Below are 20,458 nucleotides of genomic sequence, written 5' to 3' on the forward strand. Positions count from 1 at the left end.
AAAATAGAGATGAGTGAAATGCCAAGTAAAAATGTTAGTCGCATATTAGGCTCGTTAGGAGTTATGTTGCTCGTCAGTGTCGGCGTAACTGGGTGCAATAATGTTAACTCTCAAGAAGTGAGCCGGGTTATTAAGCCTGTGAAGTTAACTATGGTTCCGGACCTTAGCCGTCAGCATGTTGACAGCTTTATCGGTAAACTGGATGCCACAGAGCGTGCGGTATTATCATTCAACGTAGCCGGCGAAATTGCATCAGTCATGCCACGCATGGGCAAGCAGGTCAAAAAAGGCGAGTTATTGGCAGCGCTAGACCCAACGGATTACCAACTTGCTTTAGACACTCGTCAAGCAGAGTTTGATTTGGCTGAAACACAGTATTTAAGAGCCAAAGCATTGATCAAAGACACCCTCATTAGCAAAGACTTATTCGATCAAACAGAAACAAATTATAAAGTGGCTAAGGCTCAGCTCGCCCAAGCTAAGATAGACTTAACTTACACTAAAATTATTGCGCCATTTGATGGCACGGTGTCATTAACTAACGCCGAATCCCATCAGGTGGTGGCGGCCAATCAGCCAGTGATGAAAGTACTCAACAACACCGTGATGGATGTGGTCTTTACCGTTCCCGTCAGTTTTGTTTCAAATTATGGTGTGCAGGCGATTAGCCAATCGAGCGTATGGGTGACGATGGACTCAGCCCGTGAGCAGCAAATACCCGCGCTATTTAAAGAAATTTCCACCCAGCCAAATGCTGATACTAATACTTATACGGCACGCGTGACGGTGCGCCGCCCAGCTGATGTGACCTTGCTGTCAGGCATGAGTGGCCAAGTACATGTGGCTAACCCCGAAAACAAACGTCAGTTCACTTTGCCTAGAACCGCGTGGATCAGCAAAGAAGATGGCAAAGGTCACGTTTGGAAATTCGAGCCAAATGAAAAACGTGTGATGAAAACAGCCGTGATTTTAGATGACAATGGTTTTATTCATAGCGGGTTGCAACAAGGTGATCTTGTGGTTGAAACCGGAATTCACGGTCTTGAAGAAGGCCAACTTGTTAAGCCGTGGGTAGAAGAGGACGGAATTTGATGAACAGTGCAAAATGTCGCTTGGTTTTTATTGGCGCGATCATGCTGCAAGCTTGCTCGCCGAATATAGAACACCGCACTAAACCACCTCTTATTTTAGATACCATCACTGTACCTGCTCCTATCGAAACTCAATTTCGTGCATTTAACGGTCAGGTGATTGCACCTGAGCTCACACCGTTATCATTTCGTTTAGAAGGCGAGATTCTAGATGTATTGGTACAAGAAGGGGATGAGGTCAGAAAAGATCAAGTATTGGCAATTCTGGATGACAGCAAGCGCAAAGAAACGTTGAATGACGCCCAAGCAAAACTTGATTTAGTCGAGCGTCAATTGGCTCGGGGTAAAGAGCTAAGAGAGAGGGAAATGCTATCTTCTTCGGAACTCGACGAGCTGAAGGCAAACTACAAACTCGCACTAGCGAATGCAAAACTGGCCGAAGTACAACTTGGTTATACCCGCATTAAAGCCCCTGTAGATGGCATTATCTCGCAAGTATCGAAACAAGATTTTGAGCGCACAGCTGCGGGTGAAACGGTAGTCAGTATCTATCAGAGCAAAGATGTATACGTTGAAATTTCAGTGTCTGACACCGTATTGACGCGCTTGAAACCATTATTAAGCGTGCCGAATTACCGGCCTGTTGCGCATTTCAATGGCTACGAAGGGAATTACCCACTTGATTACCTTGAGCACACCAGCGAGCTAAACCCTGAATCTCAGACCTATCAATTTTGGCTACGTATGCCTCAAGTTACTCCTAAGATTTTACCCGGTACCAATGTGCGCGTCAGTGTAGACATGATTAAAGCGCAGATGTCGGTCCTACAAGGCTATGCGTTACCCGTGACCGCGCTTGACGCTGCTAGTGAGCGTGGGCAATTCAAAGTATGGAAAATTCAGGACGGGGCAATAACAGCATTCCCGGTTGAGGTGAGTCAGGTTAAATCCAATGGTGTAATCGTTACCAGCGGTGTGCGTGAGGGCGATGTGATTGCCAATTCGAATTTAAGAAAATTAAGACAGGGTATGACGATCCCAGGAGCCATAAAGTGAATATCGCCGAATACTCGATTAAACACAAAGTCATTAGCTGGCTATTTCTGACTATTTTAACCTTAGGCGGTCTGTCTGCCTTCTACGGTTTAGGCCGCTTGGAAGACCCTGCGTTCACCCTAAAAGATGCTTTGATTATTGCGACTTACCCTGGTGCGACACCGCAAGAAGTCGAAGAGGAGCTGACCTACCCACTAGAGCGTGAAATTCGTCAATTACCCTATATCGACACTATTACCTCTATTTCTTCTGCTGGTATGTCTCAACTCAAAGTTAGCATGAAGTCCATCTATGGGCCCGAAAGTCTGCCGCAAATTTGGGATGAAATGCGTCGTAAGATAAACGACGTTCAGCCAACGCTTCCCTCAGGCGTGAGCTCTTTACAGATCCTTGATGATTTTGGTGACGTGTTCGGCATTATGATCATGATCACCGGCGACGGATACGATGCGGTTGAACTTAAGCGCTATGCGGATCAACTGCGCCGAGAATTAGAGTTAGTGCAAGGCGTTGGTAAGGTGGCTATCTCTGGCGATCAAACCGAGCAGCTTTTTGTAGAATTGTCCCTAGAGCGTTTAGCGTCACTCAACTTAGACATGAGCACGGTCACTGGTTTACTTAATCAGCAAAATAGCGTGCAGCAATCTGGCCAAATCATGGTCAATGGGCAGTCGCTTATCATCCGACCTAGTGGCACATTAAGTTCAGTAGAAGAGCTTGAAAACCTCATTATTCATGGCCGAGACACTGGTAACCTTATTCGTTTGAAAGATGTGGCGAAAGTGTCACGGGGCATTGCTGAGCGACCAAGTAATGTGGTGACGTTCAATAGTAGTCAAGCGATAAGCTTGGGAATTTCATTTTCCCCAGGGGTAAATGTGGTTGAAATCGGTAAACATATCGAGCAAGAGTTTGAAACATTGCAAAGTATTAAACCGGCCGGAGTGGAGTTAGATTATTTCTATAATCAAGCGTTAGAGGTTGATAAATCCGTCAGTGATTTTGTGATAAGTCTGGCACAGGCGGTGGGTATTGTGATTGTCGTCTTATTGTTTGCCATGGGCCTGCGCAGCGGGATCATAATCGGTACTGTGTTGCTGTTGACGGTTTTTGGTACGTTCATGCTTATGAGCTACAACGATATTGAGCTGCATCGTATCTCTCTTGGTGCATTGATTATCGCCTTGGGTATGCTGGTGGATAACGCCATCGTCGTTGTTGAAGGTATATTGGTAGGGCTCAAAAAAGGTCGTACCCGATTGCAAGCTTCAAAGGATATTGTCACCCAAACACAGTGGCCTTTACTTGGGGCTACCGTTATCGCTATAGCGGCATTTGCGCCCATAGGGTTGTCAGAAGATGCCACCGGTGAGTTTATGGGATCGCTGTTTTGGGTATTGTGTTATTCGCTATTTTTAAGCTGGATAACGGCGCTGACCCTAACGCCATTTTTAGCCAATCTACTGCTTAAAGAAAAGCCACAAAGTACCGATGGCAGTCAGAATGATGACGAAGACGACGATGCGTACAAAGGGGCCTTGTTTGTTGTCTTCGGATCGATGCTGCGATTTGCCCTGCGTTTTCGTTGGGCCACGGTAGCATCAATGGTCGTTTTGTTAGTGGTGGCTGTGATTGGCTTTGGCAATGTGAAGCAATCGTTCTTTCCTGCTTCTAGCACGCCCATGTTTCATGTTGATGTGTGGATGCCACAAGGGACTGATATTCAGCAAACGATTAAACAGAGCGCTGAGGTAGAAGCGTATTTAGAGTCTTTGGAGCATGTTGATTTTGTCGCCTCCACTGTAGGCCAAGGTATGCAGCGCTTTATGTTGACTTATCAACCAGAGCAAAGCTACGCGGCGTTTGCACAAATGACCGTACGTGTTGACACCCGGGAAAACATGTTTTTGCTACTGGATGGTTTAGAAGCTGATTTGAACAAAAACTTTGCGCATCCTACTTTTCGCCTAAGGGTCATGGAATTTGGTCCGACCCCGGGGTCGAAGATCGAAGCAAGGATCACAGGCTCAGATCCTGACATATTACGCTCACTCGCCCTACAAATAGAAGATGAGTTTAATGCCGATCCTGGTGCGCGAAATATTCGTCATGACTGGCGCGAACGTACCAAAGAGCTGGTGCCTCAGTTTAATGAATCCAAAGCACGGCGTTTAGGCATTTCTAAACAAGACTTATCAAGTACTCTGCAAATGGCATTTGGTGGTAACACCATAGGTATCATTCGTGACGGCACGCATATGTTGCCTGTTATCGCACGCTTACCGGAAGAAGAAAGGGTGGATTTTGAATCTTTAGAGAATCTAAATATTTGGAGCCCTACCTTGCAAACATACATACCAATCGAGCAAATTATTGATGGCGTAAAAATGGAGTGGATCGATCCGCTTATTCTACGCCGCGATAGAAAGCGTACCCTTACCGTTATGGCTGATCACGATGTACTAGGGGATGAAACTGCAGCATCTTTGTTTGCCCGTCTGCGCCCTAAAGTTGAGGAAATAACATTACCTGAAGGCTATGAGCTATCGTGGGGAGGAGAGTACGAATCCACTAATGATGCTCAAGCGGCGATGTTTTCGTCTTTGCCTTTGGGTGCATTGGTGATGTTTATCATTACTGTCTTTTTGTTCAATTCTGTGCGTAAACCGCTGGTCATTTGGTTTACCGTGCCTTTGGCAATCATAGGCGTGTCTATGGGGTTACTGGCCACAGGTTTACCCTTTAGTTTTACTGCTTTACTTGGCTTACTTAGCCTGAGCGGGATGATTTTGAAAAATGGCATTGTATTGATGGATCAGATAAACATTGAACTTGCCACAGGCAAAGATGCGTATAAAGCGGTAGTCGACAGTGCGCTAAGCCGTGTACGACCTGTCAGTATGGCCGCCATGACGACCATTTTAGGCATGGTGCCGTTGATGTTTGATCCCTTCTTTGGCTCTATGGCGATTACTATTATGGCGGGTCTGGGCTTTGCTACCGTATTAACACTTATTGTGGTGCCTGTGTTGTTTTCTATCTTTTATAAAGTGAAACCCGCTACGGCGTAAATTCATGAGAAAAATACTTGCACGGCGTTAATAGCGTCACTTTTAGCAGCCTTCCTAGGCACCTTTGGCCCTACGTCTGTAGGGCTTTTTTTATGCACTTCAAACGCACGCTCAATTTGCGTGTAACTGGTTGAGTATGCTGCAATCTTTGATCTGATTGTGCTCACAGCTATCGGCCAATCCTTGCAGGTTTTTTTCCAGTTGTTGCAATTCATATTGGGCAACGCGGATTTGTTCCAATTGCTGGGCAATCAATGCGTCAACCTCGGCGCAGGGGGCATTGCTATCACTTTGGACTGCCACCAGTCTTTTAATGTCAGCCAAGGGCATCCTTAGTTCTTTGCAGCGACGAATAAAATTCAATGAAGACACATCGGTTTGCTGATAGTAGCGGTAACCGTTTTCCCCGCGCTTTGCCTCAGGTAACAGCCCAATGTCCTCGTAATAACGGATCGTTTTGGCGCTGACTTTCGTTACTTGCGCTAATTGTTTAATTTGCATGCTTGACCTTCCTGTTACTGGAACCTTTATTCTACGCTTACTGATACGCAATTCAATGGGAGTTATATGAGCGAATGTTGTGGTGTGAACGCCCAAGATAAAGAACAACGAACGTTATTGTGGACTGTGCTAGGTCTGAATGGTGGCATGTTCTTCGTGGAATTTATTGCCGGTTGGATAGGGCAATCAAGCGGTTTAATGGCGGACTCGTTAGACATGTTAGCGGATGCCATGGTCTATATGGTGGGGCTTTACGCTGTAGGTAAGGCCATTGAGTACAAAGCCAAGGCGGCGCTGTTCAACGGCAGTCTGCAGCTGGTGTTAGCTGGCTTTATTTTATTTGATGTCATCAGGCGCTTAATAAGTGGAAGTGCACCGCAAAGCAATATTATGTTGTGGATTTCACTGTTAGCCTTAGCCGTAAACTTATTTTGCTTCGTATTACTGTCTCGCTACCGAACGGGTGACATTAACATGCGTGCCAGTTGGATATGTTCGCGCAACGATATGATAGCCAATGTGGGCGTGATTGTATCTGCTGGGCTGGTGGTGTGGCTAGATTCGCCAATGCCGGATTTAGTCATAGGGACCATCATTGCTTTAGTGATTGTTCAGTCATCATGGAAAATTGTCGCTGAGGCGAGAGGATTATTGGCCGCGAAGCCTCAAGTTAGCCATTGCTCGGCGTCATCTGCTGAGATGGGAAACAAGAAAGAGGGGACAGACCAAGCGCAAAGTAAGCCTAAATCCTCCTGTTGTAACTAGAACCGCAGAACTGCCAGCGGTAATGAGCAGTAATAAAAAAGCGACGAAAAGTTCGTCGCTTTCATTCGGTTTTAGGGTAAAACCTTAATATATTAATCGTGATCTGCGCGAATATGCCCTTTACTGGTATCGGTCCAATGACCTTCAGACAGTGACAATATCACAGCGTCCACTCCATTAAGAAGCTCAACTGATTCAGCGGTAAAACAGCCACCGATCACGACCAAGCTTTGATCTTCAAGCTCGCCTAGTTTAGTCAGTGCTTTTTGCACTAAGCTGCTTTTCACCATGTTTTTACGATCGTGAGGGAAAGTGATTAACGTGCAAGAGTCTTCTAGATGTGACTCACAACCCAAGGCTAACTTTCTGTATTCGGTTGGTACGCGTTCTTTTACTAAGTAAGATTCTAAATGCTTTTGAATGTGAAATTTCATAATTAACTAATAGATTATCAATAAAAAGTAACAATATGGCTCGCCATATCAATTTACGTGTTTAAGCACCCACAGATTAAACCGCGAGTAAAACACAGCTTAAAGCTAACTACTTGAATTTTATCGGCTAATGGCTCATGTGCATAATAAGTAAAAGCCGATTATAAATAAACTTACCCCAGTGGCAAATGGAATTAAAGGATTGTTTTAAAATTGTGCGTTTTTCTTGATCACGGACATAAAAAAGGGCGCCACGAAGGCGCCCTAAACACACACTAACTCTCAGGGAAAGGTTAGACGTTTACGGTTAGAAATTTGCACGTAATTGAACACCGAAATAACGGTCTGCATCACGTGGAATTTGATAACGGAAGTTATCGCCACTGTAGGTAGTGACAAAGCTCTTATCAGTTAAGTTTTTACCGATTAAGCTAATACGATAAGCATCGTCGTCAAACGAGAATGCCAAGCTTGCGTTTAAAATACCGTAATCTGGTAGCAAGTCTATTGCAGTTGCCGTACCACCTGGGGCACCTGCGTACATTTCGTCGGTGTACACGTAAGAGCTGTTCAAGATAACGTTCATGTTATCTAGCTCCCATAGATATTCGCCCGTTACAGAGTACTTAAGATCAGGCGAGAAAGGTAAGTCTGCACCAGAGCGACCCGTACAGTTTGCGTCAGTCACTGGGCATTTGAACTCATCAACTTCGGCATCAACTTTAGATAGACCACCGGTGAGTGTGAAGTCATCTGTTACTTGCCACATCAAATCAAACTCGATACCTTCAGTAATCACTGAGCCTGCGTTTGTCAAACGGGTAATCGTTACGCCATCAAGTAATTCAGAGTTATTCGCTTGGAAACCATCGATGTTAGTTCTGAAAATAGCCGCGTTGAAAATTAAATCGTTGCTGGCGTATTTATAACCTAGCTCGTATGCATCAGATGTTTCTTTATCAATGGGCAGTGCATCAGCATCGGCCATGTTGTAGAACACGTTAAACGCCGGGCCTTTATAACCTTGCGAGAAAGTGAAATACGCCATACTGCTGTCAGTTAAGTCGTACTGCACACCAATTTTACCTGATACATTAGTTTCGTCAGTTTCACCTTGATAGTTAGTTTCAAAGCTACGTACGCCAACACCTGTGCGTTTGTATTCATCGTTACTGCGACGGTCATGTGAGTAACTCACCTCATCATCTGTATAACGAATACCGAACAATAAACGCAAGTCGTCATTAATGTGGTATTTACCGTCAGCGAACAATGCCCAGTTATCGAACTGAGTGCGCATAAAGGCAGTAGCACTGACGATGTCGTTAGCATTACAGCTTAGATTTTCATCGGCGATAAATTGATTAATCTGCGCTTCAGAAGGGTCAACTACGCCAAGACTTTCGGTCAGGTATGTGCCAATAGCCGCTGGGAATTGGCCACCGTTATTCTGACAGCTGGCATCACGGGTAAAGTTACGCTCAGATTTTTGTGTCCACCAGAATGCACCTAATTGGTAGTCAAAGTCACCGCCAACAGGGGAGGCTATACGAAACTCTTGAGATGTTTGTTTCCAGTTTTGTACACCCGTATCGTGAAGCTGAAATCCAACGCCACCGTCCGGCACGCTACCAAAGTTAACAGGTAAAGGAATAGAGCCCGTGGTTGAGGTGAAGTCACCTTCGCGGAATTCTGTGTTATCCCAGCTGCGATGAGCTGTGATTGAAGTAAATTCGTGATCGCCAATCATTTTGTCCACTTGCACTGAGAAACCAGTGGTTTCATCTATGGTGCGAGTTTCAAAGTCATGGTCAATTTTACGTTGCTCTAAATCGAGGTCGCCATTGCCTGTGCTGTCAGGGGCCGCGTCAGAGGTAACGTAACGGTTGCTTGGTGCAAGTTCTAAATCTGCACAGCAATTATCATTCGATTTTACGTTTTCAAAAATGAACAGGATGTCGGTATCGTCAGCAGCGGTAATGTCCAACATACCGCGGATACCTTCCTTATCGTAGCCGTTGGTTGTTTCGTTGTTATATACATTGTCGATATAGCCGTCGAACTGCGATTTAAGTACCGTCAAACTACCATTAACATTATCGCTTAATGCACCTGTTACACTGGTTTTTAAACGGTATTCGTTATCCTGAAATAAGGTCACTTCGGCCGTGCCGCCAAATTCATCAGAAGGGCGCTTGGTGGTTATGTTAACCACACCGGCTGACGCATTTTTTCCAAAAAGGGTGCCTTGAGGGCCTCGTAGTACTTCGATGCGTTGTAAGTCGTATAAATCGACAAATGCTTGGCCGGAACGGCCCAGTACAACACCATCAACCACAGTAGATACACTTGGCTCTGCCGCCACACTGAATGAAATCGTCCCGATACCACGTACAGTTATAGCCGAGTTACGGTTGGTGTTACCTTTACGAAAGCTAACTGAAGGAACCAAAGCTTGTAAGCCTTCAATGTTCGCAGAGAACGCAGAGTTAATTTGATCTTCACGTAACACAGATACAGCAACAGGAACTTCGTTGAGGTTTTCTACGCGTTTTTGCGACGTAACAGTGATCTTCTCCATTAGGCCTTTATCTTCCGCCGGCTCAGCTTCTTGTGCGTTGGCGGCGAAGCCGATTGTCATGCACGTACCGATAGCGAGTGCGCGCGTGATACCTGAGTGTAGTGTGCTAGGTCTTAGTAACATGGTGTTCTCCACGGTATTGTTTTAGGGGCAAGTCCAGTGTTCATTTGCAGCGTGTCCAGGTTGCAGAATGTCAGTGTGTTCGTAGTTGGCTTACCGTTCTTCATTTAATATTTCATTTCATCAACAGCATGAAATGATCATTGTGCTGACGCATAGGGCATCTTGTGTCAAACATTAGATGTCTTATATAAGACAAAAGATAGACAAAATTTAACCATAAAGTTAACCAATTGCAATCTTTTTGTTAAATCTATTTTTAATTGTTAGGGGATGTGGAGAATAAGCTTGTAGCCCAATAACAATGGACTACATAGGTAGGCAGAGGCGTTTTTTTTGAGTCTTACTTATAGTGGCTATAAATAGAATTGATACATTTTCGTAACAGATCAGCTAGCGTCTGTAGCACATTGCGCCACAGAGGTTTCCAGCAACGTTAGCCAATCATCGCCGTAGTTATCTTTAAACCACTGACGCATATTTTTTGAAGCATCTTTGAAGGCTTGTTTTTCGCTTGGGGTCGGGCGATAAACCGTACCCCCGGCTTTTTCAAACAACGCGTACGAGTTAGCTTCTTGATTAAAGACTAAATCATTTGCTGTTTTTTGCTGACGTACAAAGCCTTGTTCAATAATGCCTTGAATATCTTTAGGTAATGATTGCCAAACGGACTCCGAAAACCACCATAAAGCCGCCATATACGAATGACCATCCAGCACTATGTATTTTAAATGCTCTTCTAATTTAGCCCCAATAATATCCTGAATGCCATTTTTGCTGCCCTCCACCACGCCTGTTGCCAGTGCGGTATAGAGCTCAGCCCATGAAACCGGCGTCGGGTTTGCGCCCAATTGCCGCACAAGCTCCTGCTGTATTTTAGCCGGCGTAGTACGTATTTTCTGGCCTACCAAATCTTGCGGGTGATGAATGGCTTTGCTGGTGGTAGCGAAATTGCGCCAGCCGCCAGTGTTGGTCACACCCATTAAGCGTATCTGTAGATTACGCTCTAAAACGGTGCTGCGCATTTTACTTAAAATAGGCCCATCGAGTACGCACTGGGCTTGCTTGTCGTTATCAAATACGTAGGGTAAATCGAGTACTTGGGCCGGCGCGAAAAAGTTACCCGTACCACCGGCCGTAGTAGGAAACATCTCAAGCACGCCTTTTTGTAAGTTACCAATACACTCAGGCACACCGCCACAAAACTGGCCCGAGGAATAAAGCTGAACTTGTACTCGACCTTCACTGGCTTGCTCTACGTATTCTTTAAATGCCAGTAGACCCACATAATCTTCATCTTGGGTGGATGCCTGAATAGACGCCTTGATGATAAATTCAGCCCGATCGGAATTGGCGTTAATAATACCGACCATACTGGCTACAGCAATGACGGCATAAACAGTCAGAAGCGCAATGCGTTTTGTATTCATATCAAGCAAACCCAAACAAACGAGGTAAGGTCATAGTGACCGCAGGAAAATAGGTAATAATAAAAATCACCAAGGCTTCAACTGCTAAAAATGGCAGCATTTCGTAAGCTATATTCTCGGTTTTTTCGCCGGAAACGGACGCCGCCACAAATAGCACTAAGCCCATAGGAGGCGTTGCTAAGCCAACCGTTAAATTTACGCACATGATCACTGCAAAATGCAGTGGGTCGATACCTAGGGATATAAAAATAGGCGCTAGCACAGGGCCGAGGATCAAGATCGCAGGGCCTGCATCTAGAAACATTCCGATGGCGAATAAGAATAAGTTAATGATCAGCAGCAACAACAAGACGTTGTCGGTTATGCCGACGATTTGTTCGGCTAACATATCAGCCATACCGGACACGGTGATGATCCAGGCGAAGGTTACCGCTGAGCCTACCAGTAATAAAATTGTTCCTGATTGCACGGCTGCGTTAACTAATATGTGCGGTAGTTTGTCGAATTTAAGGGTGTTGGTCACAAATAAGGTAACGATCAGTGCATAACCCGCTGCAGCTGCGGCTGCTTCTGTCGGGGTGAACACACCTAATACGATCCCACCGAGTAAAATTACGGGGGTAAGTAGGGGTAAAAAAGATGTTTTAAGTGCGCTGCCCCGTTCGTACCACGTGGCTTTTTGATTTGCTACTGGGTAGTTACGTTTTTTGGAAATGCGACTAGTGACTATCATCAAACCAGCACAAATCAATAAGCCCGGGGTAATACCGGCTAAGAACATGCCCGCCACAGATACGTTCATGATAAATGCGTACAAGATCATGATCCCTGAGGGCGGAATAATCGGGCCGATAACAGACGATGCGGCAGTAACGGCAGCCGCAAAGCGCCTGCTGTAGCCGTTTTCTTCCATAGCGGGGATAAGCATTTTACCTAACGCAGAGGTATCGGCGACCGCTGAGCCTGATAGCCCTGCGAAGAGCACTGACGATAAAATATTTACTTGCGCTAAGCCGCCTCTGTAATGGCCAATTAAGGTTTGGCTAAAGCGCACAATAGACTGGGTGATCCCGCCTTGATTCATTAGCTCACCGGCTAATATGAAAAACGGTACCGCCATCAAAGGGAACGAATTCATCCCTGAGTACAACCGGGTTAACAGCGCAGAGAAAAACACCTCGTTACCGTCCAGCATTAAACTGACGCCTGGACCAATTAACAAGGCAAATACCACTGGCGTGCCAGCAGTGAGCAATAGAATGAAAACCCAAAAATAACTGATAGACATATTATTCTACTTCCATGGGGGGAATAGTTTGCGCAGTGAGATAATCACGAGCAAAGAGTTGTTTGATCAGGTTTTCGATACCCACTAAAAACAGGGCCGCAAACATTAACGGTGCGCAGGCATAAAAGTAAGCAAGCTTGACGGGCATGGACGAGGCATATATTTCAAAACCACCTTGGAAAAATGCCACGCTTTGTTTGAAGAACACCGCGCTGATCATAATCACTAAAAGAGTGATAATAATTTCTGACATTCTGCGTAAGCCTTGTGGCAGGGCGTCGGCAAACATCTCGATAGACACGTTTAAATTTTCACGGTATGCCCAAGGCGCAACTAAACATGCGACCCATACCATCAAGTATTTCGCGAGTTCTTCGGTCCATGCCAGGGAATCGTTTAACACATAACGGCAGAACACCTGAGCTAAAATCATCAGCAACATAGCACTTAACAGCACGCCCGCGACGTTTTTGCCAAGGGTGCTGATGGCATAATTGACCTTACCGAGCGGGCGATTAATGGCTAAAAACCCGCGACTGACAGCATTTTGCATGAGGTATTCTCCGACTGCGCTTAAGGACTATTTGGGCCAGTAATGGCTGATTTGCGGTTGCTTATCTGTCAACTCGTCCGTGTGTTCAACATCTGGCCCAAGCGGTATGCGCTTGCCCTTAGGTATGAACACGGCCATTTCTTGAGCGCCAAGGGTCAGGTTATAAACCTTGCCACCGTGGTAGGTTTGTTCACTTGGGAAACGTTGCCATTCACCTTCGGGTAAGTAGAACTCTACTTCTCCGCCGGGTTTTAAGCAGGGAGCCACTAGCATGTCGTCACCGAACATAAACTGCGATTCAAACGCTGCCGCCAAGCGGTCTTTAGGAAACGCCAGTGGCATCGCGCGCATCAAGGGCACACTCGTACTGCTTGCTTGTTGCATAGCGTTGTAAATATACGGCAGTAAGCGGTAACGTAGCACTAATGCTTGGTTGACCGCTTCTTCTGCTTCAGGGCCATAGCTCCAAGGTTCACGCTGGCCGATACCGTGTAAACGCATGTGAGCACTGAAGACGGCGGCTTGTGACCAACGAATGAATAGCTCTTGGTCACGAGTATCTTTAAAGAAACCGCCGATATCGGTGGCAAAGAAAGGCGCTCCTGACATTCCCCACGACAATGCGCCTCGGATGCTGGCGCTTAGCCCGCCCCAATCAGCTTGTGGGTCGCCGCCCCATTGGCTAGGGAAGCGCTGTGAGCCGGTCCATGCTGAACGGCTGAATAAGAAAGGACCGTTTTTAGAATATTTCTCTGCGGCTTCATACACGCACTTGTTGTATAGAAAGCTGTAAACGTTGTGCAACCGGTTGCCTGAATCACCGCTGTGAGCCAGCATATTGTCATCTTCGACTTGCTCACCGAAGTCGGCTTTGATCATATCAATGCCTAAATCAAACAACGGCTTGTGTGATTCCATCCAAAATTGGTATGCGTCAGGGTGGGTGAAATCGACAATGCCGGACTCAGGTAGCGGAGTGAGCACTTCTGCGAACGCGCTCATGTCCCACTTGTATTGATACGCTTCGCCGGTGCGCTTGTCTTTCAGTAACCAGCCTTTCTTGGCCATTTCAGCGAAAAGAGGGTGTTGAATCGATACCAGCGGGTATTCCCATATACACACTTTAAAGTTGTCTGCTTTGAGCTTATTAATCACCGCCGCTGGATCGTCAAAGCGTTTGGGATCCCATTCAAAGGCAAAGCGGGTGTCTGTGTCTTGCCATGCACGTCCATCAAGAGTGATGACGTCGCACGGCATTTTGTGATCGCGTACGTCTTTTGCGGTGGCCAATAATTCAGGTACGTCTTTGTAATAGGCTTTCGATAAAATAACCCCTAAGCTCCATACGGGTGGTGTTGGTGCTTTGCCGGTTAAATCTGTGTAGGTGTTGATCATGGCGTTGCCATCTTCACCGTGCATCAAGAACATATCTAGGCATTCATCTTCCACTAACACCCCGTAAGCACGTTGTGACCAAGTGGCATAACCCACAGCATGTGTTACCGGGGCAGGGGTATGCACAAACACGCCCCAACCGCTGGGGCTCCAACAAAATGGCGTGTTTTTGTAGGAAATTTCTGCGTTTACGCCCAGTGCATCATGGTTGTATGAGCGCACCAGTTGACCGCGCTTATTAAGGCTACCCCATTTTTCACCTAAGCCGTATACAGCTTCGTCGGTATCAAGCTCTAGGCTCATTAACCAGCCTTTGTCTACTTTGGCTAGAGGCGGCAAGCGGTAGCGGCGCACAAAGTGGCCATCGGTCGCAGTTTGTTGAATGGTTTTACTGTTTTGTGATAGCTCAAACGTGAAGGGGGTGTGGGTGATCACCAACTTACTGTCGCCAGCAATCAAGGTTGTTTGCTGCTCACTTGAAACGATGTCTGCTGCTATTACATCGTGTGTAGATACGAGCAAGCCATAATCAGGCTGGTCTTTTTTGCCAATTTGTAAACGCACACCAAACGCATGAAATGCGATGTGTAAATCACCTTGAGACGTGGGGATAAGCACACTGGAATCACTTTGCAAGCTGGCCGCGCCGGCCACTTCAGCTTGCTTTATATCGTTCCAATTTGGGGCAGTAACATCAAACAAAGACGTAGTTGTAGACATGAATTTTTCTCACTCGTGATAATGGCACAATGGGGAAGCGCAAATGCTAGCACTGAGGCGATGCGATTAACCCTCACAATCTTATATAAGATATAAGTTATAGTAGTGTTAAATTCTTGTCAATCTTTGTTGGGTTTTAGTTGCACAGTGGGTTTGAGGTTATCCAGGGCGCGTATATTAAGTGATTGAAACAAAGCTTAAAACTATCGAATATAGCGGGATTAATGCACTTCACAAAAATGCACCGAATTGATCTCTAACAAAGTTTAATGTAAACCAAACGATAATATCTTGTATAAGACATACACTTAATATTACTCTTATATTTTGTTTCAACAAATTTGCCGTATATGAACGAAAATCGCTTTGACAACAAACTTAGCCGACCTGGTTTAGCTTTCCAACCTTTGTACAAACAGGTGGAAGAGCAAGTGACTCAACTTATCGTTGAACAGCGCTGGAAGCCAGGTGAAATGCTACCCAACGAATTTCAGCTTGCCAGCGAGTTTGGCGTCAGCCAAGGCACGGTGCGCAAAGCGCTGAACAGCCTAACGAGCGCTAAAATTCTTACCCGTAGGCAAGGCATTGGTACGTTTGTTTCTGAGCACACGGGTCATCACGGACTTTATCGTTTCTATCCGCTGATTGCGGATGGCAAATCCCCTGAATTGCCTAAGGCTGAGCTATTGTCTATTTCAACGCAAACGGCCAATAAGAAAGTCGCGGCGGCCTTAGCACTTAACCCGAAAGACAAAGTGATTGTACTGATCAGGCGGCGTATTTTAGATAATGAGTTTTGTATCGCAGAGACTATTTTTTTGCCCCATAAATGGTTTAAAGCATTACTCGATGAAAAAGAAGTGCCGCATACGCTGTACCATTTTTATCAAACCAACTTTAACCTGACCGTACACACCATACGTGACAGTATCAAAGCGGAGCTCGCCACTCAAAATGACGTAGATAACCTCGACATAAAGCTCGGTGAGCCGTTGCTTGAAGTAACACGCATCGCTCAGTCGCTAAACGACAAACCGATGGAATACCGTATCAGCCGTTGTCGCAGTGATAAATACCATTACTTAGTGGAGTTGAACTAACAACCTGCTTCACTGCTATTGACGTGACGCTGGAAAATAGCGGGTAAGGCTTACCCGCACGTGTTTTTAACGCAGCCTTTACACCTCACACATTCGATGTCTATTTGCTTAACTAAAACGGCTCGATATACGCAGTTGAACTGTTGAAATCGAATTGGTTTATCTTACCGCATTGAGCGAAGTGATTGCTCGAAGGGTAAGGTGTACCGGTTTGCTGCACATCGCTTTCAAAGCCTTGTCCGTTTTTCACATAGGCCTTGAGTTCGAACCAGCCGTTTACGGTTTTACTGCAATCCATTTGTACATCTAGCATCCAGTAATGCTCCCCCCATTCATTGAGCACTTCTTGCCCGAACCCGTCGTTGACCACTGTTTTTAGTGGGCCATAGCTGGCGGGCCAAAGGTTCGTCGTCCAGTCCATTGCGGTGCCTTCTGAGGTTGCATTTTGCGCGCTTTCAGCACCATACCAATCCAGGTATTTTTCACTTTGTTTCCACACAGCCGTGGTTGTGTTGCGCAGATTATTGTGGGTGATTGGAATTGCACATTGATAGTTTTCAGCTGTGCAGGCCTTGCCTAATTGGCTGCTGGCATAGGCATGGTCTATACCGCCGCGCACGAACATATCCTGACCATTTTGCGTCTGTGCTTTAATAAATATGACCGTTCTTTGCCTATTTTGAGTGGGCGCAGAGTCTGTGATTTTGCCATTGTGATGAATCGCTATCGCATCAAAAGGCAGAACATTAAGGTTTATCGTTCCATCGTTTTGTACGGTTATAACGTCTCCGGAACAGCTTTGAGCATCACCAGCAAGTTGACCTTTCAATACATTGCAATATTGTCCTGGTGCCATCGAAGTGGGTACGCTCGCGCTAAGTTGGTAGCTCTCTTTGTTTATGGCGACAAAGCCTGAGCTGCTGCGGCCAAAGGCGATTTGATTAGCACCATTATCCCACCAGTCAGACAGTGAGAAGTCATCATTAGTATTATTTCTAAAATCGACTGCGCCAGCTATGTAACTCCAGCGGTGCTCGCACTTCCAGTTTTGCCCAAAGCACTCAAGATTACCGTTGTTGTGTACGCTCACATTGGGAGCTCCCGCATCGGTATCAGAATGAAAGTCAAAGCTAGACATCACCTTTGGATACCCATAGGGATAGGCAAGCATAAAGACATTTGCCAGATCGTATAACCTGCCATCTTCAAACGTAATAACGTTGCCCCCGCCGCCGTGACCCCGCTGATTATCATGGTTGTCAACAAAGACCACTGCTTGGTAGCTAGGCATGAACCCCCAGCCTTCTCCAAAATTACTTAACCAAGCTAATTTACCATTTCGAAACGTGTTACCTATTTCAACACTGTACTTAAACTCGGTTACTAAGCCGTTACTGGCATACTCACTGGCTGATACAGCTTCACCCCCTTGATCGATGACCTCCTGAAAGATCAAGGGGGTCCCCGAGACTTTGGATAAAATACCAGATATATCGGCACTAGGCATATGCTTCGCGGCATCTAATCTAAACCCTTTAACGCCTATGTTAGTCAAGTCACTTAAGTAGGCCGCTATGGTGTCTTGAACGTAGGGCGCGTCCGTGTCTAAGTCAGCTAGGCCAACCAATTCACAATTTTGTACCTGTCCTCGGTCGCTGTAGTTGTTGATTGTGCAAGTTGTATGGAAGTCTTGCGGGGAAAATATAGGGTACTGCTTAGCGCCGAAACTGCTGCCAGCAGTACCATTTCCTGAGCCTGCCGCCATATGGTTGATGACCGCGTCTACGTATATATCCACGCCTGCTGAATCGCAGCGCTGTACCATGTCAATGAACTGTGCGCGGTTTCCCCCTCTGCTTTGCAGCACGTAGCTAACGGGTTGATAACGAGCCCACCACTGAATTGCGGTGATGTGCTCGTTTGGCGGAGATACTTGAACCGCGGCATAGCCTTTGGGGCCCAGATAGGTTTCGCATTCAGTGGCTATGTCTTGCCAGTTCCACTCAAATAAGTGGACAAAAGTTGTGGGTGTTGCACTGCTTTGAGTGCTAAAACTAACTACCAGTGCACAAGCAATGGTTTTTAAAGATGTATTCATTATCGTATCCCTTAGGTTGATCGTTCTGTCATCTGCTAAGGCATACGTGACGATATGTAAATGCTCCTAGCCGTGGCGATGAAACCCTACGGCAAGAGCAAAAAAATTACCAAATGAATACGTATGTAAATAAAATGTTGTTTTTTTGTTTTGTGATTGTTTTTACCTTTATTGTCTTTGCATTTGTGCTGAGTCGGCAATATCCGCTTCTTCAAACTGTATTTGCTGATCAAACAATAATTGGCTGATGCGTGTTGGTTTCCCTTCATCGTCAAGCTCTACCAAACCGATGCCTGAGCCATTAACTAAACGTTCACCGGCCGATGCGTGAGACGGTTTTAGCGGTGTGACGCGCATATTTCGCCGTTTGGTAAACATGTTTAAAGGCGAATACGGCGCGTACAGCCAGCGGTTTAATCGGTCGAGCCAATTGAGCAAACCTTCTGGGAAAGTGTTCCTTAAGCCACTACTGGTGATTTGCCATATGTCAGGGCTGTTGCGTCTGCGCTTTAACTTCACATGGTATGCGTAGGAGTAATGCACGTCCCCGGATAAAATCACGAAGTTTTGAGGTGTTTTTCGATGGGTGAATAGATTCAATAGGTAATTTGCACTGCCGGGGTGAGCCATCCAGTTCTCGGCATCCACCACCAGTGGTTTTCCAATACGGGTAAATACCCTTTGAATAGCTTCGATGAGTTTCACCCCAAATATAGGTGCTGGCGACACTAGCACCACTGCTGGCTCATTCATCAAAGCTTGTTGCAATTCAGTGAGTGACTCCCAATCCATCAAACCTGACGGCTTATTGGCGTTCGATTCTGACCACCAGCGCTGGGTGCGGGTATCAAGCACCAATAATTTGGGCGAGGTGGGCCATTGGTAATGCCATTGTTCAAACTCTAACAATTTAGTGATGGTTTCATCGTGTTCTGGACAGCCTAAGTCCTGCAAACTCAATTGCACCTTTTGCAGTAATTCATCACTGAAGTTTTGCGGTGCGTTACCCCATCCTTGGCACAGTAAATAGGCCATTAATGAATTACCTATTATCCGCCGAGAGAACACATTACCGTAGGCTGCTTGCTCCCAATCGGCGGTTAAATTCCAGTCATCGGTTACGTCGTGATCGTCAAACATCATAGGGCAAGGAAGATGCGCCATCACACGCCTAACCTGCGATAAGCCCGATACAAATTGTTCGATTAAGGCCAACTCGCCTAGATATTCATCAGCGCTTTGCTCGCCTATTGCGCTTTGCTCGCCATTACCATTAGGTATATCGGTATTCGCAGTTGCCCAACATTCGGGCGACCAACACAGTAAATACATGGCCATCACTTCTGCAAACGACACCAAATGATTATTCGCGTGCACTGTGGTGAAGACCGGCTTTTCAGCGGACTTAAAAAGCGGGATCTTTAATTTTTGGCTTTGACTGTCATTGGGCAAAATTTGCATGCGTTGATTGTATAAGGCCGTTTCACCATGTAGGGCGTGACTGTCAGCAACGGTGGAATCTGCAAAGATTTCATTATCTATGCCTAGGGAGGGGATAACACTGTGAATTGCTGCCAACATGGGCGTTGCCACATCGTCAGCGTATATTTGGTCTCCCGTCATCATCAATAAACTCGGCCACTGATGTGGGGAGTCTTGCAGCGCAGCGAGTAAGTTATCAGCAATGACTAAGCCATCAGGGCTGTCATGATGAGGCTTGCGGCACGAACCATGCAGAATTTTGCGCAGTTTATTGTGCACCACAAAACCAGGAGTGGAGCGCCGTGGGTAACAAATATCACTGAGCAATTCGGTGAGCTTCACTTCTGCTTCGTTTTCAGCGGTAAACGCTAACTGATAGCCAATCCAGCAGTCAGTGGGTAACGGGGTGTCGAGTGTCAAGTGCAGTAAATGAATATAAAGATGTTCACCGACTTTAATGCGTCTGTGCTGAGGAATTTCGCGATCGTTGGTTTGCTCAAGTGGATAGGTTTGCGCAGCTTGACCTTCAGGTGTAAGCGACAACTTGATATTGATGGATTGGTTGGTGACTAACCATAACGTCACTTTATCGCACGTGAGTTTCTTTAAAACAGGTCCTGCGAGTACTTTTAACGCTGATTGCTGCAAATCGACTTCCTAACTTTAATAGTCAATAGAGTGGCGGTTACTTTAGCAATGTTCTCTTGGGTTGATCCACACAGACATGCATTTATTGATTAGAGGGTATGTTACTGATGTGTGGGTTTAAATGT

Annotated in this window: 14 protein-coding genes; 5 read left to right on the top strand and 9 right to left on the bottom strand. The window is 45.9% G+C overall.

The window, feature by feature from the left end:
• Positions 1-18 precede the first annotated feature (18 nt).
• The 3 genes from GMES_RS07150 to GMES_RS07160 are packed head-to-tail and all read left to right on the top strand — an operon-like array spanning position 19 to position 5,218.
• Complete coding sequence (locus GMES_RS07150) at positions 19-1,092, top strand: efflux RND transporter periplasmic adaptor subunit (RefSeq protein ID WP_006991956.1); 1,074 nt, start codon at positions 19-21, stop codon at positions 1,090-1,092.
• Entirely contained in the window at positions 1,092-2,147 is a 1,056-nt protein-coding gene (locus GMES_RS07155) for an efflux RND transporter periplasmic adaptor subunit (RefSeq protein ID WP_006991957.1), read from the top strand. Before GMES_RS07150 ends, GMES_RS07155 begins: the two co-directional genes overlap by 1 nt.
• The gene (locus GMES_RS07160) at positions 2,144-5,218 is read left to right on the top strand and encodes an efflux RND transporter permease subunit (protein ID WP_006991958.1); all 3,075 of its coding nucleotides are present in this window, start codon (positions 2,144-2,146) and stop codon (positions 5,216-5,218) included. Before GMES_RS07155 ends, GMES_RS07160 begins: the two co-directional genes overlap by 4 nt.
• Before the next feature lie 111 nt (positions 5,219-5,329).
• On the opposite strand, the gene GMES_RS07165 is transcribed toward GMES_RS07160, so the two are convergent.
• Positions 5,330-5,719 (bottom strand): Cd(II)/Pb(II)-responsive transcriptional regulator, encoded by a 390-nt coding sequence (locus GMES_RS07165; protein WP_006991959.1) that lies wholly within the window; start codon positions 5,717-5,719, stop codon positions 5,330-5,332.
• Positions 5,720-5,785: 66 nt separating this feature from the next.
• Between GMES_RS07165 and GMES_RS07170 the strand changes: the two genes are divergently transcribed.
• A complete protein-coding gene (locus tag GMES_RS07170) occupies positions 5,786-6,484 on the top strand; it encodes a cation diffusion facilitator family transporter (protein ID WP_006991960.1) in 699 nt (232 codons plus the stop codon).
• A 92-nt stretch (positions 6,485-6,576) separates the two neighbouring features.
• Here the strand turns inward: GMES_RS07170 and GMES_RS07175 are convergent, their stop codons facing one another.
• From GMES_RS07175 to GMES_RS07200, 6 genes are all read right to left on the bottom strand, one after another.
• On the bottom strand, positions 6,577-6,918 hold the full coding sequence (locus tag GMES_RS07175; RefSeq protein ID WP_039986865.1) for a hypothetical protein: 342 nt from the start codon (positions 6,916-6,918) through the stop codon (positions 6,577-6,579).
• Between the two features lie 307 nt (positions 6,919-7,225).
• Entirely contained in the window at positions 7,226-9,622 is a 2,397-nt protein-coding gene (locus tag GMES_RS07180; RefSeq protein ID WP_006991962.1) for a TonB-dependent receptor, read from the bottom strand.
• A gap of 386 nt (positions 9,623-10,008) precedes the next feature.
• A complete protein-coding gene (locus GMES_RS07185; RefSeq protein ID WP_006991963.1) occupies positions 10,009-11,049 on the bottom strand; it encodes a TRAP transporter substrate-binding protein in 1,041 nt (346 codons plus the stop codon).
• 1 nt (position 11,050) lies between these two features.
• The gene (locus GMES_RS07190; RefSeq protein ID WP_006991964.1) at positions 11,051-12,337 is read right to left on the bottom strand and encodes a TRAP transporter large permease; all 1,287 of its coding nucleotides are present in this window, start codon (positions 12,335-12,337) and stop codon (positions 11,051-11,053) included.
• Position 12,338: 1 nt separating this feature from the next.
• Positions 12,339-12,890, bottom strand: coding sequence for a TRAP transporter small permease (locus tag GMES_RS07195; protein WP_006991965.1), 552 nt, complete (start codon positions 12,888-12,890; stop codon positions 12,339-12,341).
• Positions 12,891-12,917: 27 nt separating this feature from the next.
• Entirely contained in the window at positions 12,918-15,005 is a 2,088-nt protein-coding gene (locus GMES_RS07200) for a glycoside hydrolase family 31 protein (protein WP_006991966.1), read from the bottom strand.
• A 350-nt stretch (positions 15,006-15,355) separates the two neighbouring features.
• Here GMES_RS07200 and GMES_RS07205 point away from each other — a divergent pair, with 350 nt between their 5' ends.
• Positions 15,356-16,105 (top strand): GntR family transcriptional regulator, encoded by a 750-nt coding sequence (locus GMES_RS07205; RefSeq protein WP_006991967.1) that lies wholly within the window; start codon positions 15,356-15,358, stop codon positions 16,103-16,105.
• Positions 16,106-16,217: 112 nt separating this feature from the next.
• Here the strand turns inward: GMES_RS07205 and GMES_RS07210 are convergent, their stop codons facing one another.
• Both GMES_RS07210 and GMES_RS07215 read right to left on the bottom strand, forming a co-directional pair.
• Positions 16,218-18,203 (bottom strand): alpha-amylase, encoded by a 1,986-nt coding sequence (locus tag GMES_RS07210; RefSeq protein WP_006991968.1) that lies wholly within the window; start codon positions 18,201-18,203, stop codon positions 16,218-16,220.
• A gap of 168 nt (positions 18,204-18,371) precedes the next feature.
• Entirely contained in the window at positions 18,372-20,333 is a 1,962-nt protein-coding gene (locus tag GMES_RS07215) for an alkaline phosphatase D family protein (RefSeq protein ID WP_006991969.1), read from the bottom strand.
• Positions 20,334-20,458: the final 125 nt, after the last annotated feature.

The sequence above is a fragment of the Paraglaciecola mesophila KMM 241 genome (assembly GCF_000315015.1).
Classification (GTDB): domain Bacteria; phylum Pseudomonadota; class Gammaproteobacteria; order Enterobacterales; family Alteromonadaceae; genus Paraglaciecola; species Paraglaciecola mesophila.

Bases quoted from the DNA above. Each gene is read 5' to 3' on its own strand.
- GMES_RS07150 (WP_006991956.1), top strand. From the start codon at position 19: ATGCCAAGTAAAAATGTTAGTCGCATATTAGGCTCGTTAGGAGTTATG.
- GMES_RS07155 (WP_006991957.1), top strand. From the start codon at position 1,092: ATGAACAGTGCAAAATGTCGCTTGGTTTTTATTGGCGCGATCATGCTG.
- GMES_RS07165 (WP_006991959.1), bottom strand. From the start codon at position 5,719: ATGCAAATTAAACAATTAGCGCAAGTAACGAAAGTCAGCGCCAAAACG.
- GMES_RS07170 (WP_006991960.1), top strand. From the start codon at position 5,786: ATGAGCGAATGTTGTGGTGTGAACGCCCAAGATAAAGAACAACGAACG.
- GMES_RS07175 (WP_039986865.1), bottom strand. From the start codon at position 6,918: ATGAAATTTCACATTCAAAAGCATTTAGAATCTTACTTAGTAAAAGAA.
- GMES_RS07180 (WP_006991962.1), bottom strand. From the start codon at position 9,622: ATGTTACTAAGACCTAGCACACTACACTCAGGTATCACGCGCGCACTC.
- GMES_RS07185 (WP_006991963.1), bottom strand. From the start codon at position 11,049: ATGAATACAAAACGCATTGCGCTTCTGACTGTTTATGCCGTCATTGCT.
- GMES_RS07190 (WP_006991964.1), bottom strand. From the start codon at position 12,337: ATGTCTATCAGTTATTTTTGGGTTTTCATTCTATTGCTCACTGCTGGC.
- GMES_RS07195 (WP_006991965.1), bottom strand. From the start codon at position 12,890: ATGCAAAATGCTGTCAGTCGCGGGTTTTTAGCCATTAATCGCCCGCTC.
- GMES_RS07200 (WP_006991966.1), bottom strand. From the start codon at position 15,005: ATGTCTACAACTACGTCTTTGTTTGATGTTACTGCCCCAAATTGGAAC.
- GMES_RS07205 (WP_006991967.1), top strand. From the start codon at position 15,356: ATGAACGAAAATCGCTTTGACAACAAACTTAGCCGACCTGGTTTAGCT.
- GMES_RS07210 (WP_006991968.1), bottom strand. From the start codon at position 18,203: ATGAATACATCTTTAAAAACCATTGCTTGTGCACTGGTAGTTAGTTTT.